Raw genomic sequence first — 21,979 nt, forward strand, 5'->3', positions numbered from 1 at the left:
ATACCGTCAACAACCGTAGGCGGGCGTCACTTTCGGGACAGTGCGTCCCGTACGGCCTCCTCGGTGCGGCCCACCACCGCGGTGCCGTCGTCCGCGGTGATGATCGGGCGCTGGATGAGCTTGGGGTGTGCGGCCAGCGCCGCGATCCACCGCTGTCGGGAGGTCTCGTCCCGCGCCCACTCCTTCAGCCCCAGCTCCTTGGCCGCGGCCTCCTGGGTGCGGGTGATGTCCCACGGTTCGAGGCCGAGCCGGTCGAGTACGGCGCGGATCTCGTCCTCGCTCGGGACGTCCTCCAGGTAGCGGCGGACGGTGTAGTCGGTGCCCTCGGCGTCGAGGAGGGTGAGGGCGCTGCGGCACTTGGAACAGGCGGGGTTGATCCAGATCTCCATGGCGACCACGGTAAGCGGTGGCGGGAGGAGGGCGGCTCTGTTCGAATTCGTGTCGCCTCAGGAGCCTCTCTCTGATCCCCTGTGACGGACCGCCAATATCCTTGCTCACCAGGGGGTTTGATGGAGTTGGCAGCCCTGCTGATTGTCAGTGGGGGGCAGTAGACTGGGAGCAGTGTTCGAGGGTGTCGCCGGAGCGTCCGGACGGACGGCGCCCTGACCGCGACAGGAGGATGCCTGTGCCCGCTGCCGCACTGAAGCCGAAGCCGACCCAGTCCACCGCGAAGCGCCCAGTCCTGCTGGACCTGCCGTACGCCCCGCTGGAGAAGCGGCCACTGCCCCCGGGCCGCCCGCGCGAGTGGTACGTCACCCACAACCGCCGCCTCAAGGCCATGCGCCTCGCCATCGCCCTGCTCGACTCGGGCATCTACCTGCCGAACCAGGCCCGCAACGAGACGATCCGCGCCACAGCGGAACTGATCGGCGTACATCCCCCGTCGGACACGACGTGCCACATGGTGAGGGCATTCATGCGCTACAACCGCTGAGGCGAATGCCGGGCGCCTCGTGAGCGCGGGGCACCCGGCACCGCTGTATCGGCCTGGCTGCGACCAGCAACACCGCGTATCCGCCGGTGCTGTGGGTGGTTGTGCCGCTGTACCGCCGGCGGTGTGGGTGGTTGTGCCGCTGTACCCGTCGGCGCTACGAGCGGCCGCACCGTCGCATCCGCCGTAGCTGCGGGCGGTTGTGCCGCTGGGGCGGCACCCGCTGCCGAAGAGAGCGGCGCCCCGCCGGCGCGGGTGAGTGAACCCACCCGCCCCGCCGGTGCGGGTGAGTGAACCCACCCGCCCCGCCGGTGCGGGTGAGTGAACCCATCCCCCCCGCACCACAGCGCGCCCCCAGCCGTCGACCCGTCTCAGTCCTCCCCCCGCCCCAGCCGCCGACTCACTCACCCCAGCCCGACCCGACACCGCCCGTCACCCCACCAACTCCCGCTCCAACGGCGTCCGGAACCGCGGCGTGACCCGAGTCGCCCCCACCCACCCCCGCAACCGCTCCGCCTCAGCCGAGATCGCCGCCTCCGCCTCCCGCCCCACCCCGGAGGAATCCAGCAGGCGCCACACGATCTCCCCGTCAAGACGCTGAGCCCACCCCCCGACCACCCGCCCGTCCCACCACACCGTCGGCCCCACGTTCCCGCTCCGGTCGAACAACGCCCCCCGCAGCGACGGCGCCAGATACCAGTCCCGCGCCTGCCACCCCATCGCCGTAGGATCCAGCCCCGGCAGCAGCGCCGCCCACGGCCGCCCCGGCTCCGCCACCGGCCCGGCGTCACCCGCGACGACGTATCCCGTGCCCTCGTCGAGCCCCACCGCCTCCGCCCCGATCGCCGCCAGCGCCCGCCGTACCTCGGTCACCCGCCACCCCGTCCACCACTTCAGATCCGCCTCCGTGGCAGGTCCGCACACCGCCAGCCACCGCCGCAGCAGCTCCGCCTGCGCCCCGGCGGGATCCAGCTCGGGATGCTCCGGCGCCGGCGCCCACCGGAACTGCGTCGAGGTCCACGAGCCGAGCGGCCGCCCCCGTACGACCTTCCCCTCGACCCCCAACACCCTCAGCAGCCGCGATGAAACGGTGTGCACCCCCTCGTAGCTCTTCCCGGCCGCGTAGGCGAACTGCTCCCGCAACCGCGGCTCGTCCCGGGCCAGTTCGGCCGCCGTCGCCTCCCCGCGCCGCGCCAGCGCGGACAGCGTCGATGCCTCCACCTCCCGCAGCCACTCCGCGTCCGGCGCCCCCGCCTTCGCCATGTCCTTGACCAGCGACGCGCGCTCCCGGGCGGCGACGGCGAGCCCGGTGGACGCGTGCACGACGGCGGTGAGCTCGGTCGGGAACACGAACACCGTGTGCCGCATGCCATGCATCCGCACCAGCGAGCGGTCCTCGTACAGCGCCCGCTCCGTACCGGCGACGGTCTTCGCCGGGTCCGCCAGCCGCGCCCCGACGGCGAGAAACACCGTCGCCGGATCGGTACCGTGCAGCGCCACCAGCGACCCGGCGACCTCCTCCGGACTCCCCGCCCGGGCCTCCCCGGCCAGCCGATGCCGCACCGCCAGCCGAGCCCGCCGCTCGGTCACCCCGATGTACCGCAGCCCGTCGCCACCCATGTCCGACCTCCACCCGTCACAGCCGTAACTGCATCCTGACGGAAGCCACTGACAATCCCGGCCGGGCGACTCCGGACCTGTGACCTCAGGCCGGCGTGCGAGCTCAGGCCGGCGCGGTCACGCGGCCGGCGTCTTCCGGGACGCCGCCGCGATGGCCTCCCGCAGATGGTCCTCGTCGGCCTTGCTGAGCGAGGTCTGCACCAACTCACCGCCGTACGGCGTCAGCTGCGGAATCACCTTGTCGTCGGCAGCCTTCTTCACCAGTACGAACAGCGCGGCGGCCCCCGGCCGCAGATTCGCGCTGAGGTTCTTCATGAAGTCGTCGTTGATGCCCGTGTCGGTGACCGCGCCCCCGGCCGCGCCGGCCGCCGCGCCCACCGCCGCGCCGAGCAGCGGGGCCAGGAAGAGCAGTCCGATCACACCGCCCCACAGCGCACCGCCGGCCGCACCGACGGCCGTGTGGTTGACCGCCTGATGCAGTTTGATCTTGCCGTCCTGGTGGCGCTCGACGACCACCGCGTCCTCCAGCTCCACCAGATGCTGCTTGGACAGCTCGAACAGCTTGTCGCGGACCTGGCTCGCGGTGGCGACGTCGTTGTAGGCGATGACGAAGAGATCGCTCATCCGGGGCACCCCTTGTTTCCGTGCGGCACTTTCTGCGTACGGCACTTCCTGTACGACCGTATTGCGGCATTTGCGCAATCGTTCCGACTCTAGGCCGGTGGAAAAGGGGATGCACGCCGAGTGCCCGGCTCCCTAGCCTGGACTAATCTCAGCCACCCACGCCCATGGAGGGGAGGCCGTCATGGGCACCATCGTTGTCTCCGGGACCGTCGTCCTGGTCGTCATGGGATTCGGAAACCCTCTCTACTGGCTCGCCGCCGTCGCCGTGCTCTTCCTGTACGTGCGGTACGGGCGGGACGCGTCGACGACCCCCCGCTCGGGTGGTGGCTCCGGCTCGATGCCGTCGGACTACCGCGCGTACCGGGACCGTCGTGACATGCAGGCCAAGTGGGAGCGCCGCTACCGCCGCGAGCGGCCCATGGAGTCCCGCCGTCAGGATCGCGGCCGCGACAGCTGAGCGCGGGTCACAGCCCGGGGGCGCCCCACACCGGGAACCAGCGGCTGAGGTCCTCCTCCAGCCGCAGGTCGTTCCCGAGCGTCGCCCGCACTCTGAGTTCGAGCGCGTTGTCGCGCCGCTGCCCCTCGCCGGGCAGCGGCGCGAAGGGGTAGAAGGTGCCGCGCTTGTAGAGGTAGACCAGCGCCAGCGCGCGGTCCTCGCCCGGGTTCCGGAAGCCCGCGAGGGAGCACAGCAACTGCGGGCCGAAGCCGTTGACCTCCATCGAGCTGTTCACCGCGTGCAGATCGTTGACCAGCTGGGGGAGCTGGTCGGGGGTGCGTTCGGAGACCAGCCATGAGTAGCCGTAACCGTCCCGCGTCAGCCGCACCGGCGGTCCGTCGCGCTCGGTGTCCGCGTCCAGCAGCGCCTGGACCTCGCGGTGCGTCTGCTCGAAGGCGGCGCCCTCGACGGTGGCGAAGCACACCGCTCCGCTCCCGGTCGGGACGAAGCCGGTGGCCGCCTCCAGGGTCACGGCGGCCGAGGGCAGCCCGAAGAGCTGGTCCAGATCGGGCGCGACCGGCTTCGTACGGCCGAGCAGGATGTCCAGCAGTCCCATGCTCACGCCCCTCCGGGAGCCGCCGCCTCACCCAACTCGGCGGAGATCCGCCCCAGTTGGCCGAGCCGCTGCTCCAGGCTCGGGTGGGTGGAGAAGAGCCGCGCCAAGCCGGGCTCCCGGCCCAGCGCCGGGGTGAAGTAGAAGGCGTTGAAGGCCTGTGCCGTACGCAGATCCTTGGTCGGGATACGGGCGATGTCCCCGGAGACCTTGGTGAGCGCGGAGGCCAGCGCCGAGGGCCGGCCGGTGAGCAGCGCCGCCGCCCGGTCCGCCGCCAGCTCCCGGTACCGGGACAGGGCCCGGATCAACAGGAAGCTGATCGCGTACACGGCGGCGGAGACCCCCATCACGGTCGCGAAGACGACGGCGGTGTTCTGATCCCGTCGCCCCCCACCGAACAACTGGCTGTAGAACGCGAACCGCACGACCAGCCCGGCGATCACCCCGAGGAACGAGGCGATCGTGATCACGGCGACGTCCTTGTGCGCCACATGCGACAGCTCGTGCGCCAGCACACCCTCCAGCTCCGCCGGCTCAAGACGCCGCAGCAGCCCCGTGGTCACACACACCACGGCATGACCGGGATTGCGCCCGGTGGCGAACGCGTTGGGCATGTCCATATCGGATACGGCGACCACCGGCTTCGGCATGTCCGCCAACGTGCTCAGCCGGTCGACCACGCCGTGCAGCTCGGGATACTCCTCCCGCTCCACGACCCGCCCGCGCATCGCGAAGAGCGCGACCCGGTCGGAGAACCAGTACTGCGCCCCGAGGAACCCGGCGGCGACCACCACGACCAGCACCCAGGACTTCAGCAACACGATCAGCGTGCCCACGAAGACCACGTACAGCAGTCCGAGCAGGAACAAGGTGACCCCCATACGGGCGGTCAGCCCCCGATCGCTCCGGAAGCGGCTCTGCATCTGCCTCACCCCGCAGTCAGGCACTCGTCCCACTGCCAGTGTGCACCGAGGCTCGCTGATGAAGCGGTCCGGAATGTCCCCAGGACCCGCAAAGGATCTCCAGGAGGATCTCTAGTAGGACGAGCCCCTGAGATTCACATATCCGAGCAGCACGATGATCGCCGCGACGCTCCCCAGCACCACGGCCGTGGATATCCAGGACCGCCGCCGGCTGTGACGCACCGGATCCGGATCGCCACGGAACGGCACGGGCCCGGGCGGATTCTCCTTCCAGCGCGCGGCCAGCATCCGAGCCCGCGCGGAGGGCTCCTTGTGCGCGGCGGCGTCCGCCCACTTGATGTCGAACTCCCGCTCGCCGTCGTCCCGTTCGGGCATCCCCGTTAACCCTTCTCGAACAGCAGTACCCCCACGATACGACGACGCCCCCGCCCTGAAAAACAGGAACGGGGGCGCAGCCAGACGGCTCAGGCGTCGATCACACGTCGAAGTACAGCTCGAACTCGTGCGGGTGCGGACGCAGCTGGAGCGGGGCGATCTCGTTCGCGCGCTTGAAGTCGATCCACGTCTCGATCAGGTCGGACGTGAAGACGTCGCCGGCGAGCAGGAACTCGTGGTCGCGCTCCAGGGAGTCCAGGACGGCCGGGAGGGAGGTCGGGACCTGGGCGACGTTCGCGTGCTCCTCGGGAGCCAGCTCGTACAGGTCCTTGTCGATCGGCTCGGCCGGCTCGATCTTGTTCTTGATGCCGTCCAGGCCCGCGAGGAGCAGGGCCGAGAAGGCCAGATACGGGTTGCCGGAGGAGTCGGGCGCCCGGAACTCGACGCGCTTGGCCTTCGGGTTGGAGCCCGTGATCGGGATACGCATGGCCGCGGAGCGGTTGCGCTGCGAGTACACCAGGTTGATCGGCGCCTCGAAGCCCGGCACCAGACGGTGGTAGGAGTTCACCGTCGGGTTGGTGAAGGCCAGCAGCGACGGGGCGTGCTTCAGGATGCCGCCGATGTAGTAGCGCGCCATGTCCGACAGGCCCGCGTAGCCGGCCTCGTCGTAGAACAGCGGGTCGCCGTTGCTCCACAGCGACTGGTGCACGTGCATGCCCGAGCCGTTGTCACCGAAGATCGGCTTCGGCATGAAGGTCGCGGTCTTGCCGTTGCGCCAGGCCACGTTCTTCACGATGTACTTGAAGAGCTGCAGGTCGTCGGCCGCGGCGAGCAGCGTGTTGAACTTGTAGTTGATCTCGGCCTGGCCGGCGGTGCCCACCTCGTGGTGCTGGCGCTCGACCTGCAGACCGGCCTTGCCCAGCTCCAGGGAGATCTCGGCGCGCAGGTCGGCGAAGTGGTCGACCGGCGGGACCGGGAAGTAGCCGCCCTTGTAGCGGACCTTGTAGCCGCGGTTGTCCTCCAGCGCACCGGTGTTCCAGGCGCCCGCCTCGGAGTCGATGTGGTAGAAGGACTCGTTCGCGGAGGTCGCGAAGCGGACCGAGTCGAAGACGTAGAACTCGGCCTCGGGACCGAAGAACGCGGTGTCCGCGATCCCGGTCGAGGCGAGGTACGCCTCCGCCTTCTTCGCCACGTTGCGCGGGTCACGGGAGTACTGCTCGCCCGTGATCGGGTCGTGGATGAAGAAGTTGATGTTCAGCGTCTTGTCACGGCGGAAGGGGTCGACCCGGGCGGTCGACAGGTCCGCGCGCAGCGCCATGTCGGACTCGTGGATGGCCTGGAAACCACGGATCGACGAACCGTCGAACGCGAGCTCCTCGTCCGGGTCGAACGCCTCGACGGGCACCGTGAAGTGCTGCATGACGCCCGGCAGGTCGCAGAAGCGGACGTCGATGAACTTGACGTCCTCGTCCGCGATGAACTTCTTGGCCTCGTCGGCGTTCTGGAACATCCAGCTCCTCCTACTCCCGACCGTCCGTGCCGGGGTGGTAGTTCGTTCGTGCGGCCAGTGCGGTGGCACACGCTGACCTCGACCCTAGGGACGCGTGATTTCTCTGGCGTGACCCATTTGTTTCGCACAAGTTAACCGGCCCACGTTCCACGGTAGCCCCGACGCACCCCGGGTGTCCCCGGTCATATACGGGCGCAGTACCGTGGACGGGTGGACAACAGGCAAGCACTCGGATCGTGGCTCTCCGGGCCCCGCGCGGCCATGGAGGACGCCGGTGTCGACTTCGGATACCGGGGTGAGCAACTCGGTCTGCCGGAGCACGGGCCCGGCTCCATCGCCCGCCCGGGCAGGCGCCTCGGCGCCCTCGCCGTGGACTGGGGCCTGTGCCTCTTGATCGCATACGGCCTGGTCACACAGGGCTACGACACCGCCACCGGCAACTGGGCGCTGCTCATCCTGTTCGTGATGAGCGCCCTGACCCTCGGCAGCGTCGGCTTCACCCCGGGCAAGCGGCTCTTCGGCCTGAGGGTGCTCGCCCTGGACACCGGCCGCGTCGATCCGCTGCGCGCCCTGCTGCGCACGGTCCTGCTCTGCCTCGCCGTCCCCGCCCTGATCTGGGATCGCGACGGCCGGGGTCTGCACGACCGGCTGGCGCGCACGGTCGAGGTCCGGATCTGACGCCGGTCGGGTGACCGCCGCGGCGCCACGGCCCCGGGTCCCGTCGACATCGAACCGCGTTCGAAACACTGCCGCCATGGAACGGAACACGTCGACGATCGTGGTCAGGGCGTCCCAGGTCGCCGACATCGCGGCCCGGCACAGCGAGGAGGCGGAGGCCGCACGGCGGCTTTCGCCACAGGTCGTGCACGCGGTGCGGGAGGCCGGCTTCGCGCGGCACTTCGTGCCGGTGGCCCACGGCGGTACGGCCGGCGGCTTCACCGAGCTGACCTCGGCGGTCGTCCGCGTCGGCGAGGGCTGCACCTCGGCGGCCTGGGCGGCGTCCCTCTCCGCCTACGCCGGACGCTACGCGGCGTTCCTGCCCGAGCAGGGGCAGGCGGAGATCTGGGCGGACGGGCCGGACGCCCTGCTCGCCGCCGCGCTGATGCCCTCCGGCACCGCCCGCCGCGTCGACGGCGGCTGGCGGCTGAGCGGTGAGTGGAAGTACATCAGCGGAGTCCACTTCGCCGACTGGGCGCTCGCCTGCGCGCCGGTACCGGACGAGCGCTCCGAGGACCCCGAGGGGCGGCCCGAAGTGCGGTACTTCGCGGTGCCGAAGGCCGACTTCACCATCACCGACAGCTGGTACTCCGTCGGAATGCGGGGCACCGGCAGCGACACCCTGGTGCTCTCGGACGTCTTCGTGCCCGAGCACCGGACCCTGTCCCGCTCCGCCGTCCACGCCGGCCGGGCCCCCGCGTCGGACGCGCGCTGTCACATCGTGCCGATGTACGCCGTGAACTCGCTGCCGTTCGCCGCCCCGCTGGTCGGCGCCGTACGAGGGGCCATGCGGTCCTGGGTCGAGCGGACCGGGTCGCGGGTCGACCGTCGGGGCCGGGCCGTACGCGAGATGCCCTCGATGCAGGTCTCCCTGGCCCGCTCGGCCGCCGAGGCGGACGCCGCGGAACTCCTCGTCCGGCGTACCGCGGCGGTCGCCGACGGAATCGAGACGCCGGCCGACGGCGAGGCCGCCGTCCGCGGGGCCAGGGACCTGGCACTGGCGGTGGAACTGCTGGTCTCGGCGGTCGACCGCGTCTTCCGCACCAGCGGGACCTCCGGGCAGGCCTCGACCGATCCCGTACAGCGCTTCTGGCGGGACGTGAACAGCGCCGCCTCGCACGTGGCGCTCTCCTTCGAGTCCACCGGGGCCGCATACGGCGCCTGGGCACTGTCCGACCGGCCCTGACGTCCGGTTGCCGGGACCGCGTGGCTCACGGATAGTCACGTCATGATGGACCAGGACACAGAGATACCGGACGCGGCCGTGACGCCCGAGGAGTTCCGGGCGGCGATGGGCCGCTTCCCCTCGGGCGTCGTCGTGGTGACCACCCGGTGCCAGGACGGCACTCCCCGCGGCTTCACCGCCAGCTCGTTCTGCTCCGTGTCGCTGGAACCGCCGATGGTTCTGGTCTGTCTCGCGAACTCGGCCGACTCGGCCACGTCGTTCGCCCGCTGCGACCGCTTCGCGGTGAGTGTGCTCTCCCCGGTCCACCGCTCGCTCGCGGAGCGCTTCGCCACCAAGGGCGCCGACAAGTTCGCCTCCGGCGGGCTGCGGCTGAGCCCTGGTGGACTGCCGACGGTCGAGCGGGCCCTGTCCGAACTGGACTGCGTGGCACACGCACGTCACCCGGCCGGGGACCATACGGTCCTGATCGGCCGGGTGACGGGTGTACGGCTGGGTGAAGGGGCCCCGATGGTCTACTACGACCGGTCCTTCAGAACGCTGGCCTGAGGCTCAGCGGGCCTTCGGGCCGCCCTTGGGGAGCTTCATGCCCTTGGGCATCGGCCCCTTCGGCAGCGGCATGTTGCTCATCAGGTCGCCCAGGGCGCGCAGCCGGTCGTTGGTGGCGGTCACCTGGGGGCCGGAGAGCACCCGCGGCAGCTTGAGCATGGTCGTGCGCAGCTTCTTCAGCTCGACCTGGTCCTCGCCGACGCCAACGATCAGATCGTGCACCGGAACGTCCACGACGATGCGGTTCATCTTCTTCTTCTCGGCGGCCAGCAGGCTCTTCACCCGGTTCGGGTTGCCCTCGGCGACCAGCACGATGCCGGCCTTGCCGACCGCCCGGTGCACCACGTCCTGGCTGCGGTTCATCGCCACCGCGGGGGTGGTCGTCCAGCCCCGGCCGATGTTGTCCAGTACCGCCGCCGCGGCGCCCGGCTGGCCCTCCATCTGCCCGAAGGCGGCCCGCTCGGCCCGCCGCCCGAACATGATCGCCGTGCCGAGGAAGGCGAGCAGAACGCCCAGGATGCCGAGGTAGACCGGGTGACCGATCAGGAAGCCGATCGCGAGAAAGACACCGAGGATGAGGAGGAAGATCCCCGCGAGCACAAAGCCGATCTTCTTGTCGGCCCTGCGGGTCATCTTGTACGTCAGGGCGATCTGCTTCAGACGCCCGGGGTTAGCGGCATCCGCCGCGCTGTCACTTCTCGCCATGGCACGAAGTCTACGTGGCCCCGCGAGCGCCGACGACGGCAGTGCCGGTCACCGAACAGTGGGGGAACGGTCAGAGACGGGAGGCGAGTGTCCTCTCCAGCACCTGCTGGGCCTCGACACGGTCCTTGGCCCGGCGGCGGTCCTCCAGGACGGACGTCCAGGCGTTGCGGCGGGCGGTGCGCTGGCCGCTGCTCATGAGCAGCGATTCGACGGCACGGAGTGCAGTGGTGAAGGACGGGATGGCGGTGGCGCGTACCGGCGCGGCCTGCATGGTGGAGGTCCCCCCTCGGAGCGGCTTCGGGTGTACGTGGTGTGAGTCCAGCGTCACTGATTGGTGTTACCAGGGCGTGACCGACCGGTCAAACGCCAATGAAGCCTTGATACGGGCACCGAAAACACTGACGCGGCCCCGATGGCGTCCCTATCTGCGGGGATGCTCAGGACCGCGTCAATCGGCCTTTACCGGGCGGTAGTTGCTTGTGCGCAGTTTCACACGCGCCCGGTGGCACTCCGTGCCATCAGACGGCCTGCGAGGCGACGTACGCACCACGCTTCTCGACGGCCATCTGGTACAGCCGCCCGGCGCGGTAGGAGGAGCGGACCAGCGGGCCGGACATCACACCGGAGAAGCCGATCTGCTCGGCCTCCTCCTTCAGCTCCACGAACTCGTTCGGCTTGACCCAGCGCTCCACCGGGTGGTGGCGCACGGAGGGACGCAGGTACTGCGTGACGGTGATCAGCTCGCAGCCCGCCTCGTGCAGCTGGCGCAGCGCCTCGCTGACCTCCTCGCGGGTCTCGCCCATGCCGAGGATCAGGTTCGACTTGGTGACCAGGCCGAAGTCACGAGCCTCGGTGATGACCTTCAGGGAGCGCTCGTAGCGGAAGCCCGGGCGGATGCGCTTGAAGATCCGGGGGACCGTCTCGACGTTGTGCGCGAAGACCTCGGGGCGGGACTCGAAGACCTGCTGGAGCAGCTCCGGGACGGCGTTGAAGTCGGGGGCCAGCAGCTCGACCTTGGTGCGGCCGGCCTCACGGCCGGCGGTCTGCTGGTGGATCTGGCGGACCGTCTCGGCGTACAGCCAGGCGCCGCCGTCCTCCAGGTCGTCGCGGGCGACGCCGGTGATGGTGGCGTAGTTCAGGTCCATGGTGACCACGGACTCACCGACGCGGCGCGGCTCGTCGCGGTCCAGCGCCTCGGGCTTGCCGGTGTCGATCTGGCAGAAGTCACAGCGCCGGGTGCACTGGTCGCCGCCGATGAGGAAGGTCGCCTCGCGGTCCTCCCAGCACTCGTAGATGTTGGGACAGCCGGCCTCCTGGCAGACCGTGTGCAGCCCCTCGCTCTTCACGAGCTTTTGCATCGCGGTGTACTCGGGACCCATTTTCGCCCGGGTCTTGATCCACTCGGGCTTGCGCTCGATGGGGGTCTGGGCGTTCCGGACCTCAAGGCGCAGCATCTTGCGTCCGTCGGGGGTGACTGCGGACACATCGGCTCCCTGTAGCTTCGATTCTTCGGCGTACACCAGGGTACGCCCGTGTTTACTCAGCCCTGCTGTGAGGCCAACCCCACAGCCCGAGGGCGGATTCCCGGCGTCAGACGGTCGCCTTCTCGATCTCCCGCGGCTTCAGTTCCGCGTTCTCCAGTACGTCCCCCAAGTGCCGCTCGACGACCGGCAGCACCTCGTCGATCGTCACGTCCCGGCCGAGCTCGGCGGCGAGGGAGGCGACGCCCGCATCGCGGATGCCGCACGGGATGATGCGGTCGAACCACTTGTTGTCGGGGTTCACGTTCAGCGCGAAGCCGTGCATCGTGACGCCCTTGGCGACCCGGATGCCGATCGCGGCGATCTTGCGGTCCTCGCGGCGCTGGCCCGCGTTGGACGGGGCGTACTCGGGGCCGTTCAGACGCGCGTCGAACTCCTCGTCCTGCAGACGGGGGTCGAAGTCGAGGGACAGGCCACCGATGGCGGGGCGCTGCTCGACCGGATCGCCGAGCACCCACACCCCGCTGCGGCCCTCGACCCGGGTGGTCTCCAGGCCGAACTCCGCGCACGTGCGGATCAGGGCGTCTTCCAGGCGTCGTACATGCGCCACGACGTCCACCGGACGGGGGAGCTTCTGGATCGGGTAGCCGACCAGCTGGCCCGGGCCGTGCCAGGTGATCTTGCCGCCGCGGTCGACGTCGATGACCGGGGTGCCGTCCAGCGGCCGCTCGTTGTCCGCCGTGCGCCGGCCGGCCGTGTAGACCGGCGGGTGTTCGAGGAGCAGCACGGTGTCGGGGACCTCGTCGGCGAACCGCGCCGCGTGCACCCGGCGCTGCTCGTCCCAGGCCTCCTGGTACTCGACGGCGTTCGCGCCGAACCCCATACGGACGAACCGCAACTCACTCACGGCAAGCGCCTCCCTGGACGTCGTAAGGCACGAATGGTGCCTACGCCACTGTACGACTGCCGGTCGAGCGTCAGCCCTGAGGTCAATCCTCACACGATCGGATGAACGGGTGGCGAAGTGTGCGATCACCTGCTCACTCTCCGCTACATTCGCGCCGTTCACAGAGGCCATAAGGGCTGCTCACAGGCAATCCGGGCAAGTCAAAGGCCTGGAAGGCAGGAGACCGCACCGCAGATGACGGAACGACCCGCGCAGCGCACTCCCAACCGCCAGCTCGCCGCGCTCATCGCAGAAGCGGGGTTCTCCAACGCGGGTCTCGCCCGTCGCGTGGACCAGCTCGGACTCGAACACGGGCTGGACCTGAGATACGACAAGACATCCGTGACCCGGTGGCTGCGCGGACAGCAGCCGCGCGGCACCACTCCCGCCCTCATCGCCGAGGTCTTCACCCGCCGCCTCGGCCGTCGGCTCACCGCCCAGGACCTCGGCCTGGACGCCTGCGCCCCCGTCTACGCGGGCCTGGAGTTCGCCAGCACCCCCGAGGAGGCCGTCGACATCGTCAGCGGGCTGTGGCGCAAGGACTCCGGCAGCCATGCCGAGCTGCGCAAGATCGCGTTCACCCCGGCCGGGCTGGTGGTGCCCAGCCGGGACTGGCTGATCGGCCGGGCCGACGAGAAGGTCGCGCACGGTGAGGGGCCGGTGCGGGTGCCCGTGCAGGGCAGGCCGGGGGTGCCCCGACAGCGCGGCCAGGCCGAGCGCGGCCCCGGCCAGAAGGTCACCGGGGGCGACATCAACGCCCTGCGCTCGGTCGGCGAGCTCTTCCGCACCCTCGACGACATGTACGGCGGCGGCCACGCCCGCCAGGCCCTCGTGCGCTACCTGGAGCACGAGTGCGAGCCGATGCTGCGCGGCACCTACGGCGAGCAGACCGGCCGCCGCCTGTTCGCCGCGGCCGCCGATCTGACCCGGCTCGCGGGCTGGACCTCGTACGACATCGCCGCGCACGGCCTCGCGCAGCGGTACTACGTCCAGTCGCTGCGGCTGGCGCAGGCGGCGGGGGACCGGGCGTACGGCTCGTACGTGCTGGTCACGATGAGCCGGCAGGCCGTCTATCTCGGGCACGGACGGGAGGCGGTGCAGCTCGCGCGGGTGGCCCAGCAGGGCGTCGGTACGAACGCCCCGCCGGCCGTCCAGGCACTGCTGCACGCGGCCGAGGCGCGCGGGCACGGGGTGCTGGGGGAGGTACGGGCGTGTACGGCGTCCCTGGTCCGCGCCGAGCGCGCGCTGGAGGCGGCCCGGCCCGCTGACGACGTCCCGCCCTGGGCGCGGTTCTTCGACGAGGCGCAACTGGCGGACGAGTTCGGCCACTGCCACCGGGATCTGCAGCAGTTCCGGGCGGCGGTGCAGCACGCGGAGCGGTCCCTCCAGCTCCGGGCCCCGGCCTTCGCCCGAAGCCGCCTCTTCTGCCGGGTCGTCCTCGCCTCCGCCCGCCTGGGCCTGGGCGAACTCGACCAGGCCTGCGCCCTGGGCGCGGAGGCCGCGGGCCAGGCGGCCGAGATGCGCTCGGTACGGGCCCTGGAGTACATCCGGGACTTCGAACGCAGACTGGAGCCGTACAAGGACGCGGCACCGGTACGGGGGTATCGGGACAAGGTGGCGGCGGTACTGGGCTGAGGGGGATTCGGCACCGGCCTGGTGGGCTGAGGGGGATTCGGCACCGGCCTGGTGGGCTGAGGGCGGTTCGGCACCGGCCTGGTGGGCTGAGGGCGGTTCGGCACCGCCGCTCGCCGCCGCCGGGGCTGGGCGCCGTCGCGGCGGGATTGCCGGTGCCGCCAGTCGGGCAACCGCCGGTCACCGATCCCCGCCGCGACGGCGCCCGGCCGCGACGTTCCTGCCCGCCGGTGCCGATAGGCCGTCAGCTCCCGGCCGCTACGCCGCCCTCGCCTCCGTAGGCTCCGGTTCCGCCCTGTGCAGGGAGCCTGCCGTTCCCAGGTCCGTCAGGATGGAGCGGGTCGCGCGGTGGGCCGAGTGCAGTGCGCCCTGGATCGTGCTGGTGTCGCGGTGGTCGCCGCAGACGTACAGGCCCGCCAGGAGGCGTACCGGGCGGTGGGGGTCGTGCGGGGGGCGCATGGAGGGGACCGCGTCGGGGGTGTGATGGACCGCCAGGGTTTCCCAGCGCCAGGTGGGTGTGCCGTACAGGCGCGCGAGGTGGGTGCGGACCGCCGTGTCGAGGTCGGCCGGGGGTGTGCCCAGGACCGTCGACGACACCAGGGCCCGGCCCGCCGGGGCGCGCGTCGGGTCGACCGCGCTCACCACCGCCGTGTGCGCGACGGGGCCGCCCCTGTCGGCGTCCAGGAGCAGGGCCGCGCCGGTCGACGGCGGCTCGTCCGTCGTGTGGTGGACGACCGTCACCGGGTGGAAGTCCGGGACCCGCAGCCCGGGCAGGAGACCGGCGGCGGTGCGTGCACCCGTGGCCAGCAGTACCGCTCGGCACCGGAACACCCCGTGCTCCGCCGTGGTCACCGAGGTCGTGGAGACCGAGGTGACCCGCACCCCCGTGTGCACGGCCCCCGCGGGCAGCGAGCGCGCGAGCAGGTGCGGCAGTGTCTCCGCGCCCCCCTCCGGCACACAGAGCCGCCCGCTCGCGAAGGAGCGCAGCGCCAGATCCGCGCACCGGCTGGAGGCCGTCAGCTCCGGATCGCACAGCAGGGCCGACAGCAGCGGCCGCAGGAAGCCGTCGACCGTGCGGGCCGGAAGCCCGCGGGTGGTCAGGGACCGACCGGCCGGCGACTCGGGACGGGCCAGCAGCCGCTCGACCGGCGTACCCGCGAGACGGGCCAGCGCGGCGGCGAGCCGCGCCTGGTCGACCGCTGTGCCGAGCGGCGCGCGCGGCGCCGACGTAGGCCTGGGGGCGCTCGCCAGGGCGCGCACCGCGTGGAGTGCGCCCCTCGCGCCCCCCTGGGACGCCGGAGCGCCCACGCGCTGCCTGCGCCCGTCGCTGTGCAGCAGGACCCCGGGAGCGAAGGTGCTCAGGACGAGCGCGTCGAGTCCCGGGGTCAACTGCAGTTCGGGATACGACGTGGACATCAGCTGCCCGATGCGGTCGAGCCGGAAGCCGTCGACCTTCTCGGTCGACATACGGCCGCCCACCTCATGGGCGGCCTCCAGAACGGCGGTGGTCACTCCTGCGCTGGTCAGCCGATGCGCCGCCGCGAGGCCGGCGACCCCGGCTCCCACGACGACGACGTCCGCCTGGTACGCGGGCTCAAGCACGTGCCCCTCCTCGACGTTGCGCGGCCGGTGGAGACGTCATGCCCCCAACAGGCTCCGGGGATACCCGAGTTCGGATCGAGGTTAGGGCCGTGATCGGTCAGGGGAAGTCGCGCATCGACAGGGCACGGTCGCACAACGGTCGCATACGGACAGGTTGACGGCCCTACGAGGTCAGCGCCGCCCGTACGGCCCCTTCGATGTCCGGGAACGCAAAGCTGAACCCCGACTCCACCAGCCGCTTCGGCACCACCCGTTGACTGCCGAGCACATCCCCGGCCATCTCCCCGAGCGCCGTCCGCAGCACCGGCTCCGGCACCGTGAACAGCGTCGGCCGGTGCAGTACGCGCCCCATCGCCGCGGTGATCTCACGGTTCGTCAGCGGCTCGGGCGCCGTCACATTGAACGGCCCCGACAGACCGTCGGCCGCCATCAGATGCCGGATCGCCGCCACCTCGTCGTGCAGCGAGACGAACGACCAGTACTGCCGCCCGTCGCCCATCCGCCCGCCGAGCCCCGCCTTGAACAGCGGGAACAGCCGCCCCCAGGCCCCGCCGTGCCGGGCCACCACCAGACCCGTGCGCACGAACACCGTCCGCACGCCCACCCGCTCGGCGGGCGCCGCGGCCCCCTCCCACTCCGCGCACAGCTCGGGCAGAAAGCCCGCCCCGTGCGGCGCGCTCTCGTCGACGACCCGGTCGCCGGTGTCGCCGTAATAGCCGATCGCGCTGCCGTTGACGAAGACCCGCGGCGGCTCGTCCATCGACGCCATCGCCTCCGCGAGCGCCGCCGTGCCCAGCACCCGGCTGCACCGGATCCGCGTCTTGTACGCGTCCGTCCAGCGCCGCGAACCCACGTTGGCCCCCGCGAAGTTGAGCACCGCGTCGCACCCCGCGAGCGAGGCGGCGTCGACGAACCGGGCCTCGGGGTCCCAGCGGACCTCGTCCTGCGCCCGTGGCGCGCGCCGTACCAGCCGCACCACCTCGTACCCGTCCGCCGTCAGGGACCGCACCAGGGCGCCGCCGATGAGCCCGGACGCCCCGGCCACCGCGATTTTTGAAAGTTCCATGATCCCATCCTGTCCCCGCCGTCATAAATGCCTGGTCAGCTCAGCCGGTCGCCGCCGTAAGGTGGCCCGCATGCCCGAGCCCCAGCCGCCGCACATACGCTTCGCCCTCCCCGACGACGAGGAGGAGCTGGCCCGCCTCGACCGTGCCACCTGGTCGACGCTGCACGCGGTCACACCGCGCCCGCAACCGCCGTACCGCGCCTTCTTCGACGAGCGACACCTGCCCGAGGACTATCTGGTCGCCGAGCTGGACCGCCGCGTCGTCGGCTACATCCGGCTCGCCTTCCCCACGCCGCTCGCCTCGAACGCGCATGTCCGGCAGATCCAGGGACTCGCCGTCTCCGACGAGGCGCGCGGCCTGGGCGTCGGGCGCGCGCTGATCCGGGCGGCCGTCGAGGAGGCCCGCCGCCGCGGCGCCCGCCGGCTGACCCTGCGGGTCCTCGGCCACAACACCCCGGCCCGCAAGCTGTACGAGTCCGAGGGGTTCGTGGTGGAGGGCGTGCTGCCCGAGGAGTTCTTCCTGGAGGGCGGCTACGTCGACGACGTCGTCATGGGGCGCAGTCTCTGATCTGGTCATGGGTGGCGGCCGCACGACGTCGGCGCACCGTGAGGAAGAGGGCGGCCCCCGCCGCGAGCAGGGAGATCAGGAAGAAGACGGCCATGGGAACCTCCTGGAGGTCAGGGAGGTCTCCCATGATCGTGGAGCGGGCCGTCCTACGACGTGACCAGCTCGCGCGTGTCCACCGCCCGCGTCGCCTCCGCCGCCCGCTCGGCGTCCTCGGCGACCTCGGCCGTGGTCAGCACGTAGCCGGTCTCGTCGTCGGAGGTGGAGCGGGCGAAGACCACGCCGTACACCCGGCCCTCGGTGGTCAGCAGCGGGCCGCCGGAGTTGCCCGGGCGTACGGTGGAGCGGATCGAGTAGATCTCGCGGGTCACCGTCTCGTCGTTGTAGATGTTCTGGCCCGTCGCCCGCACCCGGTTGGCCACGGTGGCCGCCCGGAGGTTCAGATCGCCGTCCTGCGGATAACCGGCGACCACCGCCGAGTCCCCGCGCGCCGCGTCGTCGTCGAACTTCAGCACCGGCGCCCTCAGCTCCGGCACGTACAGCACCGCCACGTCCTTGTCCGGGTCGAACAGCACCACCCGTGAGGCGAACGCCGGACCCACCCCGCCGACCCGCACGCTCGGCTCGTCGATACCGGCCACCACATGGGCGTTGGTCATCACACGCCGCGGCGCGTACACGAACCCGCTGCCCTCGCGGCCCTGGGAGCCGGAGACGCCCTCGATCTTGACCGTGCTCAGCTTTGCGGCGTTGGTGGCGGCCGCGGTGACGCTGTCGCCGGTGGGCCTGGCGACCTCGGCGGTCGACTCGTTCTCGAACGGGTTGAACACCTGCGGGAAGCCCGCCTGGGTGAGCGCGGAGGTGGCGTCGGAGAACCACCCGGGGGTCGTGTCCGGCATCGCGTCCTGCACGGTCCCCAGCAGCCGGGAGTCCCGGATCGCCGACGTCAGCAGCGGTGAGGAGGACGCGGCCAGCACGCTCGCCGCGACCCAGGCCACGATCAGCACGGCCACCGAGTTGGCCACCGCCCCGCCGATCCCGTCGGCCACCCTCAGCGGACCGAGACTGCCACGGCCCAGCTCCCGGCGCAGCCGCAGCGCGAGCCGCCCCGCCAGCTCGTGCCCCACGGCCGCCGGGACCAGCACCGTCAGCATCGCGGTCACCGTCGCCGCGGTCGTCGCCGGCGTCACCAGGTCCATCACCCACGGCAGCACCCACACACCGATGACCGCGCCGCCCACGAACCCGGCGAGCGAGACGCACCCGGCGAGCAGACCGCGCCGGTAGCCGGACGCCGCGTAGGCCAGGATCGCGAGCAACAGCAGGATGTCGAGCAGGTCCACGGAGCCGCCTTTCTCTCGGACCATCCAGTACGCACGGAACGGGCCCGATGATCAGCCACGCGCGCGTGGCGCCCGGAACGCGCGAGACATAGATGTGTCGCAGGGGCGCCTCAGCCGGTGTCGAGGGGACGACCGTGCTCAGCCCTGCGGGCCTCCGCGCGCTCGTCCCCTCTCTACCGGCGCGCCCCTGCGCCACGCGTGCGTGTACCCCGGAAAACGCCTCAGACCATGACGATGGTTCCTCCAGCTGGCAGAGCACAGATCGCGGGCTGAGTGGATCCGTCGGACAGTGGGTCCATGTGTGTCTTCCGACCGGCCTTCCGAAGAACGCGGGGGGCACGAAGGCGTCGTACCGCCCGAATACCCGGCGCGGCGCTCGTCGCGCTCGGCTGTCTGCCGGGGCTCGCCGCCGTCACGGCGCTGGCCCTGTGCGCGAGCGGCGTGGAGCGCTCCACGGCAGCCTCCGTACGTCCCCTCGCGGCCCGTCCCGCCGGCCTGCACACCGCCCCCCGGCCGCCCATCGTGCCGCGCTCGGAATGGCTCGACGCGGACACCCGGCGCAAACAGCCGCCACCGCGCTACGACGACAAGGTCGTCGCCGTCTTCATCCACCACACCAACTCGCCCAACGCCTACGACTGCGCCGAGTCGCCCCGCATCATCCGTTACCTGTACACGGGGCAGACGGGACCCCGCGACTGGGACGACATCGGCTACAACTTCCTCGTAGACCGCTGCGGCATCATCTACGAGGGCCGCGCGGGCGGCGCCGACCGCCCCGTCACCGGCGCCCACACCCAAGGCTTCAACCACCGCACCGCCGGAATCGCCGCCCTCGGCACCTTCACGGCCGGCGCGGAGGTGCCCAAGGCGATGACCGACTCCATCGCCGCCCTCGCCGCCTGGAAGCTGGGCCTGTCCGGCACCGACCCGCGCGCGAAGGTCCGCCTGGTCTCCAGCAACAGCCTCAGCCGGTACACACGCGGCACCGCCGCCACCCTGCACACCTTCGCCGCGCACAAGGACGGCTACATGACCAGCTGTCCCGGCGCCGCCCTCGGCGCCCTGCTGCCCGAGATCCGGCAGCTGGCGGCCCGCCTCCAGGGCCGCCGCTGAGGCTCACAGGAAGGGCACAGCGCTTGCGCAGGGCGCTCAGATCCGGCCGCCCTACCGTCGTGCCCACAAGCCGACCGGAGGGGTGGGGATCATGAGCAGCAGCATCAGCAGTGGTCGTGTGTGGACGGTGGTCTGTGCGGTCGCGGCCGTCGTCCTGGGACCGGCGGCCGTCACGGCATCGGCCCTCGACCAGGCCAACGCGGCGCCGCCGTACCGCGTGGTGGAGGCCGACCAGACGAAGGCGTACATCCCGTCCGAGTCCAGCCGCCGCCGCTTCTAGGGGGTGTTTTGAAAGTCCCGCACAGCACCCACGGCGCCCGGCACGCACCCTCGCCGCACCGGCCAAAGACCCAAGTACGTCCAGTACGAGGGCCTTCGTCCGGCACGCCGAGGGCACGCACCGAACACCGCGGGCACCGCACAGGACTTTCAAAACACCCCCTAGTCCCGGAAGCGTTCCCAGAGCTTGGGGTAACGATCCGCCAGAGCCCGCTCGTTCTCGAAGTCCACCGGGGTGCCCGCGGGTTCCGCGGCGGCCGGCGGGATGCCGAGGTCCGGGGCGACGGTGCCGGTGAGCTGCTCGTAGGCCTCGTCGGCCGCGTAGCCGAGCTCCTCGCCGTCACCGTCGAACTCCTCGTCGAAGTCGTCCAGGAGATCGGCGAGCGAGTCGGGATCGTGCACAGCCCCCTCGTACACCTCCCGGCCCTGGCCGATCAGCCAGCACCGGAAGAAGTCGAAGGCGTCGTCGCTCGCGCCGTCCAGCAGCACCGAGGCGGCGCCCCACAGGTCCCAGGTGTAGGCGCGGTTGTAGCGGGCCTCGAAATGACGGGCGAAGTCCAGAACCATCTCGGGATCCAGCTGGAGCAGCCGGTCCACCAGCAGGTCCGCCTGCTCCTCGGGGTCGCCCTCGGCGGCCTCGCGCGTGGCGTCCACCAGCTCCCAGAACTCCGTCTCGTCCATCACGGGTCCAGCATCGGCCCTTGACGGGTGGGGCGCACGTGGAGTGTGGCGGATTGTTATCGGGCGTCCGCGGTTGTTATCGGGGCTGTTCCGCGCCGTACAGCGCGGCGAGACGGACCGCGTCGGCCGCGCAGCGCGCCCGCAGGGTGTCGGGCGCCAGTACCTCGACCTCGGGGCCCAGCGAGGCGAGCTGGGTGTGCGCGACCTCCTCGGACTCCACGGGAACCGTCACGGTCACCCACCCCTCCCCGTCCGGTTCGCCCGCCTCCGCGAGCGCCTCCCGCGCGGACTGCGGATCGACGGCGTACGGCAGCCTGCGCGCGCCGTCCGGGGACAGCCGTACGACGACCCCGGCGCGCAGGATGGACCGCGCGAACTGCTCGGCCCGCTCCTCCCAGAAGGCGGGCAGATCGAACTCCTCGTCCCGCTCGAAGCGCTCCTCGCCGGCCTCGACGGCGAGGAACCGGTCGATGCGATAGACGCGGTACGTCCCATGGCCCGCGACCCGCGCGCACAGGTACCAGACCCCGGCCTTCAGCACGAGCCCGTACGGCTCCAGCTCCCGCCGCACCTCACCCTCGCCGCGCCGGTACACCGCGACGACCCGCCGGTCGTCCCACACGGCCTCCGCGACGGCGGGCAGCAGAGCCGGTGTCCCGGGCTCCTTGAACCAGTTGGGCGCGTCCAGATGAAACCGCTGCGAGGCCGTCCGCGAGGCGTCTCTCAGCGACGGCAGCAGGGCGGCGGACACCTTGAGCCGCGCGGCGGATGCGGCATCCTCAAGCCCCATCTCCCGCAGCGCCCCCGGCACCCCGGACAGGAACAGCGCCTCGGCCTCACTGCGGTGCAGCCCGGTGAGCCGCGTCCGATAGCCCCCGATCAGCCGGTATCCCCCGGCCCGCCCCCGGTCGGCGTACACCGGAACCCCCGCCTCCGAGAGCGCCTGCGCGTCCCGGGTGACGGTCCGCTCGGACACCTCAAGCTCCCGAGCCAGTTCGGCGGCGGTCATGGAGGGGCGGGACTGGAGCAGCAGGACCATTTTGATCAGGCGGGCGGCGCGCATACGGCCATCATGCAGGAGG

At 71.4% G+C, this 21,979-nt stretch carries 25 protein-coding genes; 9 read left to right on the top strand and 16 right to left on the bottom strand.

From position 1 onward, the window contains the following. Nucleotides 1–26 precede the first annotated feature (26 nt). Nucleotides 27–389 carry an arsenate reductase family protein gene (locus RMT89_RS29280; RefSeq protein ID WP_315886781.1) on the bottom strand — a complete coding sequence of 121 codons (363 nt, stop codon included), beginning with the start codon at nucleotides 387–389 and terminating at the stop codon, nucleotides 27–29. Between the two features lie 236 nt (nucleotides 390–625). Between RMT89_RS29280 and RMT89_RS29285 the strand changes: the two genes are divergently transcribed. After that, entirely contained in the window at nucleotides 626–934 is a 309-nt protein-coding gene (locus tag RMT89_RS29285; RefSeq protein WP_315886782.1) for a hypothetical protein, read from the top strand. A 429-nt stretch (nucleotides 935–1,363) separates the two neighbouring features. On the opposite strand, the gene RMT89_RS29290 is transcribed toward RMT89_RS29285, so the two are convergent. Both RMT89_RS29290 and RMT89_RS29295 read right to left on the bottom strand, forming a co-directional pair. Beyond that, entirely contained in the window at nucleotides 1,364–2,551 is a 1,188-nt protein-coding gene (locus tag RMT89_RS29290) for a winged helix DNA-binding domain-containing protein (RefSeq protein ID WP_315886783.1), read from the bottom strand. A 117-nt stretch (nucleotides 2,552–2,668) separates the two neighbouring features. Further along, nucleotides 2,669–3,175 (bottom strand): DUF1269 domain-containing protein, encoded by a 507-nt coding sequence (locus RMT89_RS29295; RefSeq protein WP_315886784.1) that lies wholly within the window; start codon nucleotides 3,173–3,175, stop codon nucleotides 2,669–2,671. Between the two features lie 181 nt (nucleotides 3,176–3,356). Between RMT89_RS29295 and RMT89_RS29300 the strand changes: the two genes are divergently transcribed. Beyond that, complete coding sequence (locus tag RMT89_RS29300; RefSeq protein ID WP_315886785.1) at nucleotides 3,357–3,632, top strand: hypothetical protein; 276 nt, start codon at nucleotides 3,357–3,359, stop codon at nucleotides 3,630–3,632. Nucleotides 3,633–3,639: 7 nt separating this feature from the next. On the opposite strand, the gene RMT89_RS29305 is transcribed toward RMT89_RS29300, so the two are convergent. The 4 genes from RMT89_RS29305 to glnA all read right to left on the bottom strand — a co-directional run bounded on the left by RMT89_RS29305 (nucleotide 3,640) and on the right by glnA (nucleotide 7,032). Further along, nucleotides 3,640–4,227 (bottom strand): PspA-associated protein PspAB, encoded by a 588-nt coding sequence (locus RMT89_RS29305; protein ID WP_315886786.1) that lies wholly within the window; start codon nucleotides 4,225–4,227, stop codon nucleotides 3,640–3,642. A gap of 2 nt (nucleotides 4,228–4,229) precedes the next feature. After that, nucleotides 4,230–5,147, bottom strand: a complete 918-nt coding sequence (htpX, locus tag RMT89_RS29310; RefSeq protein ID WP_315886787.1) for a zinc metalloprotease HtpX — start codon at nucleotides 5,145–5,147, stop codon at nucleotides 4,230–4,232. A gap of 111 nt (nucleotides 5,148–5,258) precedes the next feature. Then, nucleotides 5,259–5,522, bottom strand: a complete 264-nt coding sequence (locus tag RMT89_RS29315; protein WP_315886788.1) for a hypothetical protein — start codon at nucleotides 5,520–5,522, stop codon at nucleotides 5,259–5,261. A gap of 100 nt (nucleotides 5,523–5,622) precedes the next feature. Continuing rightward, the gene (gene glnA, locus RMT89_RS29320; protein WP_315886789.1) at nucleotides 5,623–7,032 is read right to left on the bottom strand and encodes a type I glutamate--ammonia ligase; all 1,410 of its coding nucleotides are present in this window, start codon (nucleotides 7,030–7,032) and stop codon (nucleotides 5,623–5,625) included. 210 nt (nucleotides 7,033–7,242) lie between these two features. Between glnA and RMT89_RS29325 the strand changes: the two genes are divergently transcribed. The 3 genes from RMT89_RS29325 (at nucleotide 7,243) to RMT89_RS29335 (ending at nucleotide 9,481) form a co-directional block, all read left to right on the top strand. Further along, nucleotides 7,243–7,710 (top strand): RDD family protein, encoded by a 468-nt coding sequence (locus tag RMT89_RS29325; RefSeq protein WP_315886790.1) that lies wholly within the window; start codon nucleotides 7,243–7,245, stop codon nucleotides 7,708–7,710. A 76-nt stretch (nucleotides 7,711–7,786) separates the two neighbouring features. Then, the gene (locus RMT89_RS29330; protein ID WP_315886791.1) at nucleotides 7,787–8,935 is read left to right on the top strand and encodes an acyl-CoA dehydrogenase family protein; all 1,149 of its coding nucleotides are present in this window, start codon (nucleotides 7,787–7,789) and stop codon (nucleotides 8,933–8,935) included. 42 nt (nucleotides 8,936–8,977) lie between these two features. Continuing rightward, entirely contained in the window at nucleotides 8,978–9,481 is a 504-nt protein-coding gene (locus RMT89_RS29335; RefSeq protein WP_399498498.1) for a flavin reductase family protein, read from the top strand. 3 nt (nucleotides 9,482–9,484) lie between these two features. On the opposite strand, the gene RMT89_RS29340 is transcribed toward RMT89_RS29335, so the two are convergent. The 4 genes from RMT89_RS29340 to lipB form a co-directional block, all read right to left on the bottom strand. After that, the gene (locus tag RMT89_RS29340; protein WP_315886792.1) at nucleotides 9,485–10,186 is read right to left on the bottom strand and encodes a DUF4191 domain-containing protein; all 702 of its coding nucleotides are present in this window, start codon (nucleotides 10,184–10,186) and stop codon (nucleotides 9,485–9,487) included. Between the two features lie 70 nt (nucleotides 10,187–10,256). Continuing rightward, entirely contained in the window at nucleotides 10,257–10,457 is a 201-nt protein-coding gene (locus tag RMT89_RS29345) for a hypothetical protein (RefSeq protein ID WP_315886793.1), read from the bottom strand. Nucleotides 10,458–10,704: 247 nt separating this feature from the next. Next, the gene (lipA, locus tag RMT89_RS29350; protein ID WP_315886794.1) at nucleotides 10,705–11,670 is read right to left on the bottom strand and encodes a lipoyl synthase; all 966 of its coding nucleotides are present in this window, start codon (nucleotides 11,668–11,670) and stop codon (nucleotides 10,705–10,707) included. A 106-nt stretch (nucleotides 11,671–11,776) separates the two neighbouring features. Then, the gene (gene lipB / locus RMT89_RS29355; protein ID WP_315886795.1) at nucleotides 11,777–12,574 is read right to left on the bottom strand and encodes a lipoyl(octanoyl) transferase LipB; all 798 of its coding nucleotides are present in this window, start codon (nucleotides 12,572–12,574) and stop codon (nucleotides 11,777–11,779) included. Nucleotides 12,575–12,808: 234 nt separating this feature from the next. Here lipB and RMT89_RS29360 point away from each other — a divergent pair, with 234 nt between their 5' ends. Then, nucleotides 12,809–14,248: a regulator gene (locus RMT89_RS29360; RefSeq protein WP_315886796.1), complete on the top strand. Its 1,440-nt coding sequence runs from the start codon at nucleotides 12,809–12,811 to the stop codon at nucleotides 14,246–14,248. Between the two features lie 255 nt (nucleotides 14,249–14,503). Here the strand turns inward: RMT89_RS29360 and RMT89_RS29365 are convergent, their stop codons facing one another. Next, complete coding sequence (locus RMT89_RS29365; RefSeq protein ID WP_315886797.1) at nucleotides 14,504–15,847, bottom strand: NAD(P)/FAD-dependent oxidoreductase; 1,344 nt, start codon at nucleotides 15,845–15,847, stop codon at nucleotides 14,504–14,506. A gap of 163 nt (nucleotides 15,848–16,010) precedes the next feature. After that, entirely contained in the window at nucleotides 16,011–16,913 is a 903-nt protein-coding gene (locus tag RMT89_RS29370) for a TIGR01777 family oxidoreductase (RefSeq protein WP_315886798.1), read from the bottom strand. A gap of 70 nt (nucleotides 16,914–16,983) precedes the next feature. Between RMT89_RS29370 and RMT89_RS29375 the strand changes: the two genes are divergently transcribed. Then, the gene (locus RMT89_RS29375; protein ID WP_315886799.1) at nucleotides 16,984–17,481 is read left to right on the top strand and encodes a GNAT family N-acetyltransferase; all 498 of its coding nucleotides are present in this window, start codon (nucleotides 16,984–16,986) and stop codon (nucleotides 17,479–17,481) included. Between the two features lie 146 nt (nucleotides 17,482–17,627). Here the strand turns inward: RMT89_RS29375 and RMT89_RS29380 are convergent, their stop codons facing one another. After that, on the bottom strand, nucleotides 17,628–18,821 hold the full coding sequence (locus RMT89_RS29380; protein ID WP_315886809.1) for a MarP family serine protease: 1,194 nt from the start codon (nucleotides 18,819–18,821) through the stop codon (nucleotides 17,628–17,630). Between the two features lie 297 nt (nucleotides 18,822–19,118). Between RMT89_RS29380 and RMT89_RS29385 the strand changes: the two genes are divergently transcribed. Both RMT89_RS29385 and RMT89_RS29390 read left to right on the top strand, forming a co-directional pair. Then, entirely contained in the window at nucleotides 19,119–19,937 is an 819-nt protein-coding gene (locus RMT89_RS29385; RefSeq protein ID WP_315886800.1) for a peptidoglycan recognition protein, read from the top strand. A gap of 91 nt (nucleotides 19,938–20,028) precedes the next feature. Next, on the top strand, nucleotides 20,029–20,217 hold the full coding sequence (locus RMT89_RS29390) for a hypothetical protein (RefSeq protein WP_315886801.1): 189 nt from the start codon (nucleotides 20,029–20,031) through the stop codon (nucleotides 20,215–20,217). Nucleotides 20,218–20,378: 161 nt separating this feature from the next. On the opposite strand, the gene RMT89_RS29395 is transcribed toward RMT89_RS29390, so the two are convergent. Together RMT89_RS29395 and RMT89_RS29400 are read right to left on the bottom strand one after the other, a co-directional pair. After that, entirely contained in the window at nucleotides 20,379–20,897 is a 519-nt protein-coding gene (locus tag RMT89_RS29395) for a DUF4240 domain-containing protein (RefSeq protein WP_315886810.1), read from the bottom strand. Nucleotides 20,898–20,973: 76 nt separating this feature from the next. Further along, nucleotides 20,974–21,960, bottom strand: coding sequence for a WYL domain-containing protein (locus RMT89_RS29400; protein ID WP_315886802.1), 987 nt, complete (start codon nucleotides 21,958–21,960; stop codon nucleotides 20,974–20,976). Between the last annotated feature and the right edge of the window lie 19 nt (nucleotides 21,961–21,979).

Origin of the sequence: Streptomyces sp. P17 (assembly GCF_032436805.1) — a bacterium.
Classification (GTDB): domain Bacteria; phylum Actinomycetota; class Actinomycetes; order Streptomycetales; family Streptomycetaceae; genus Streptomyces.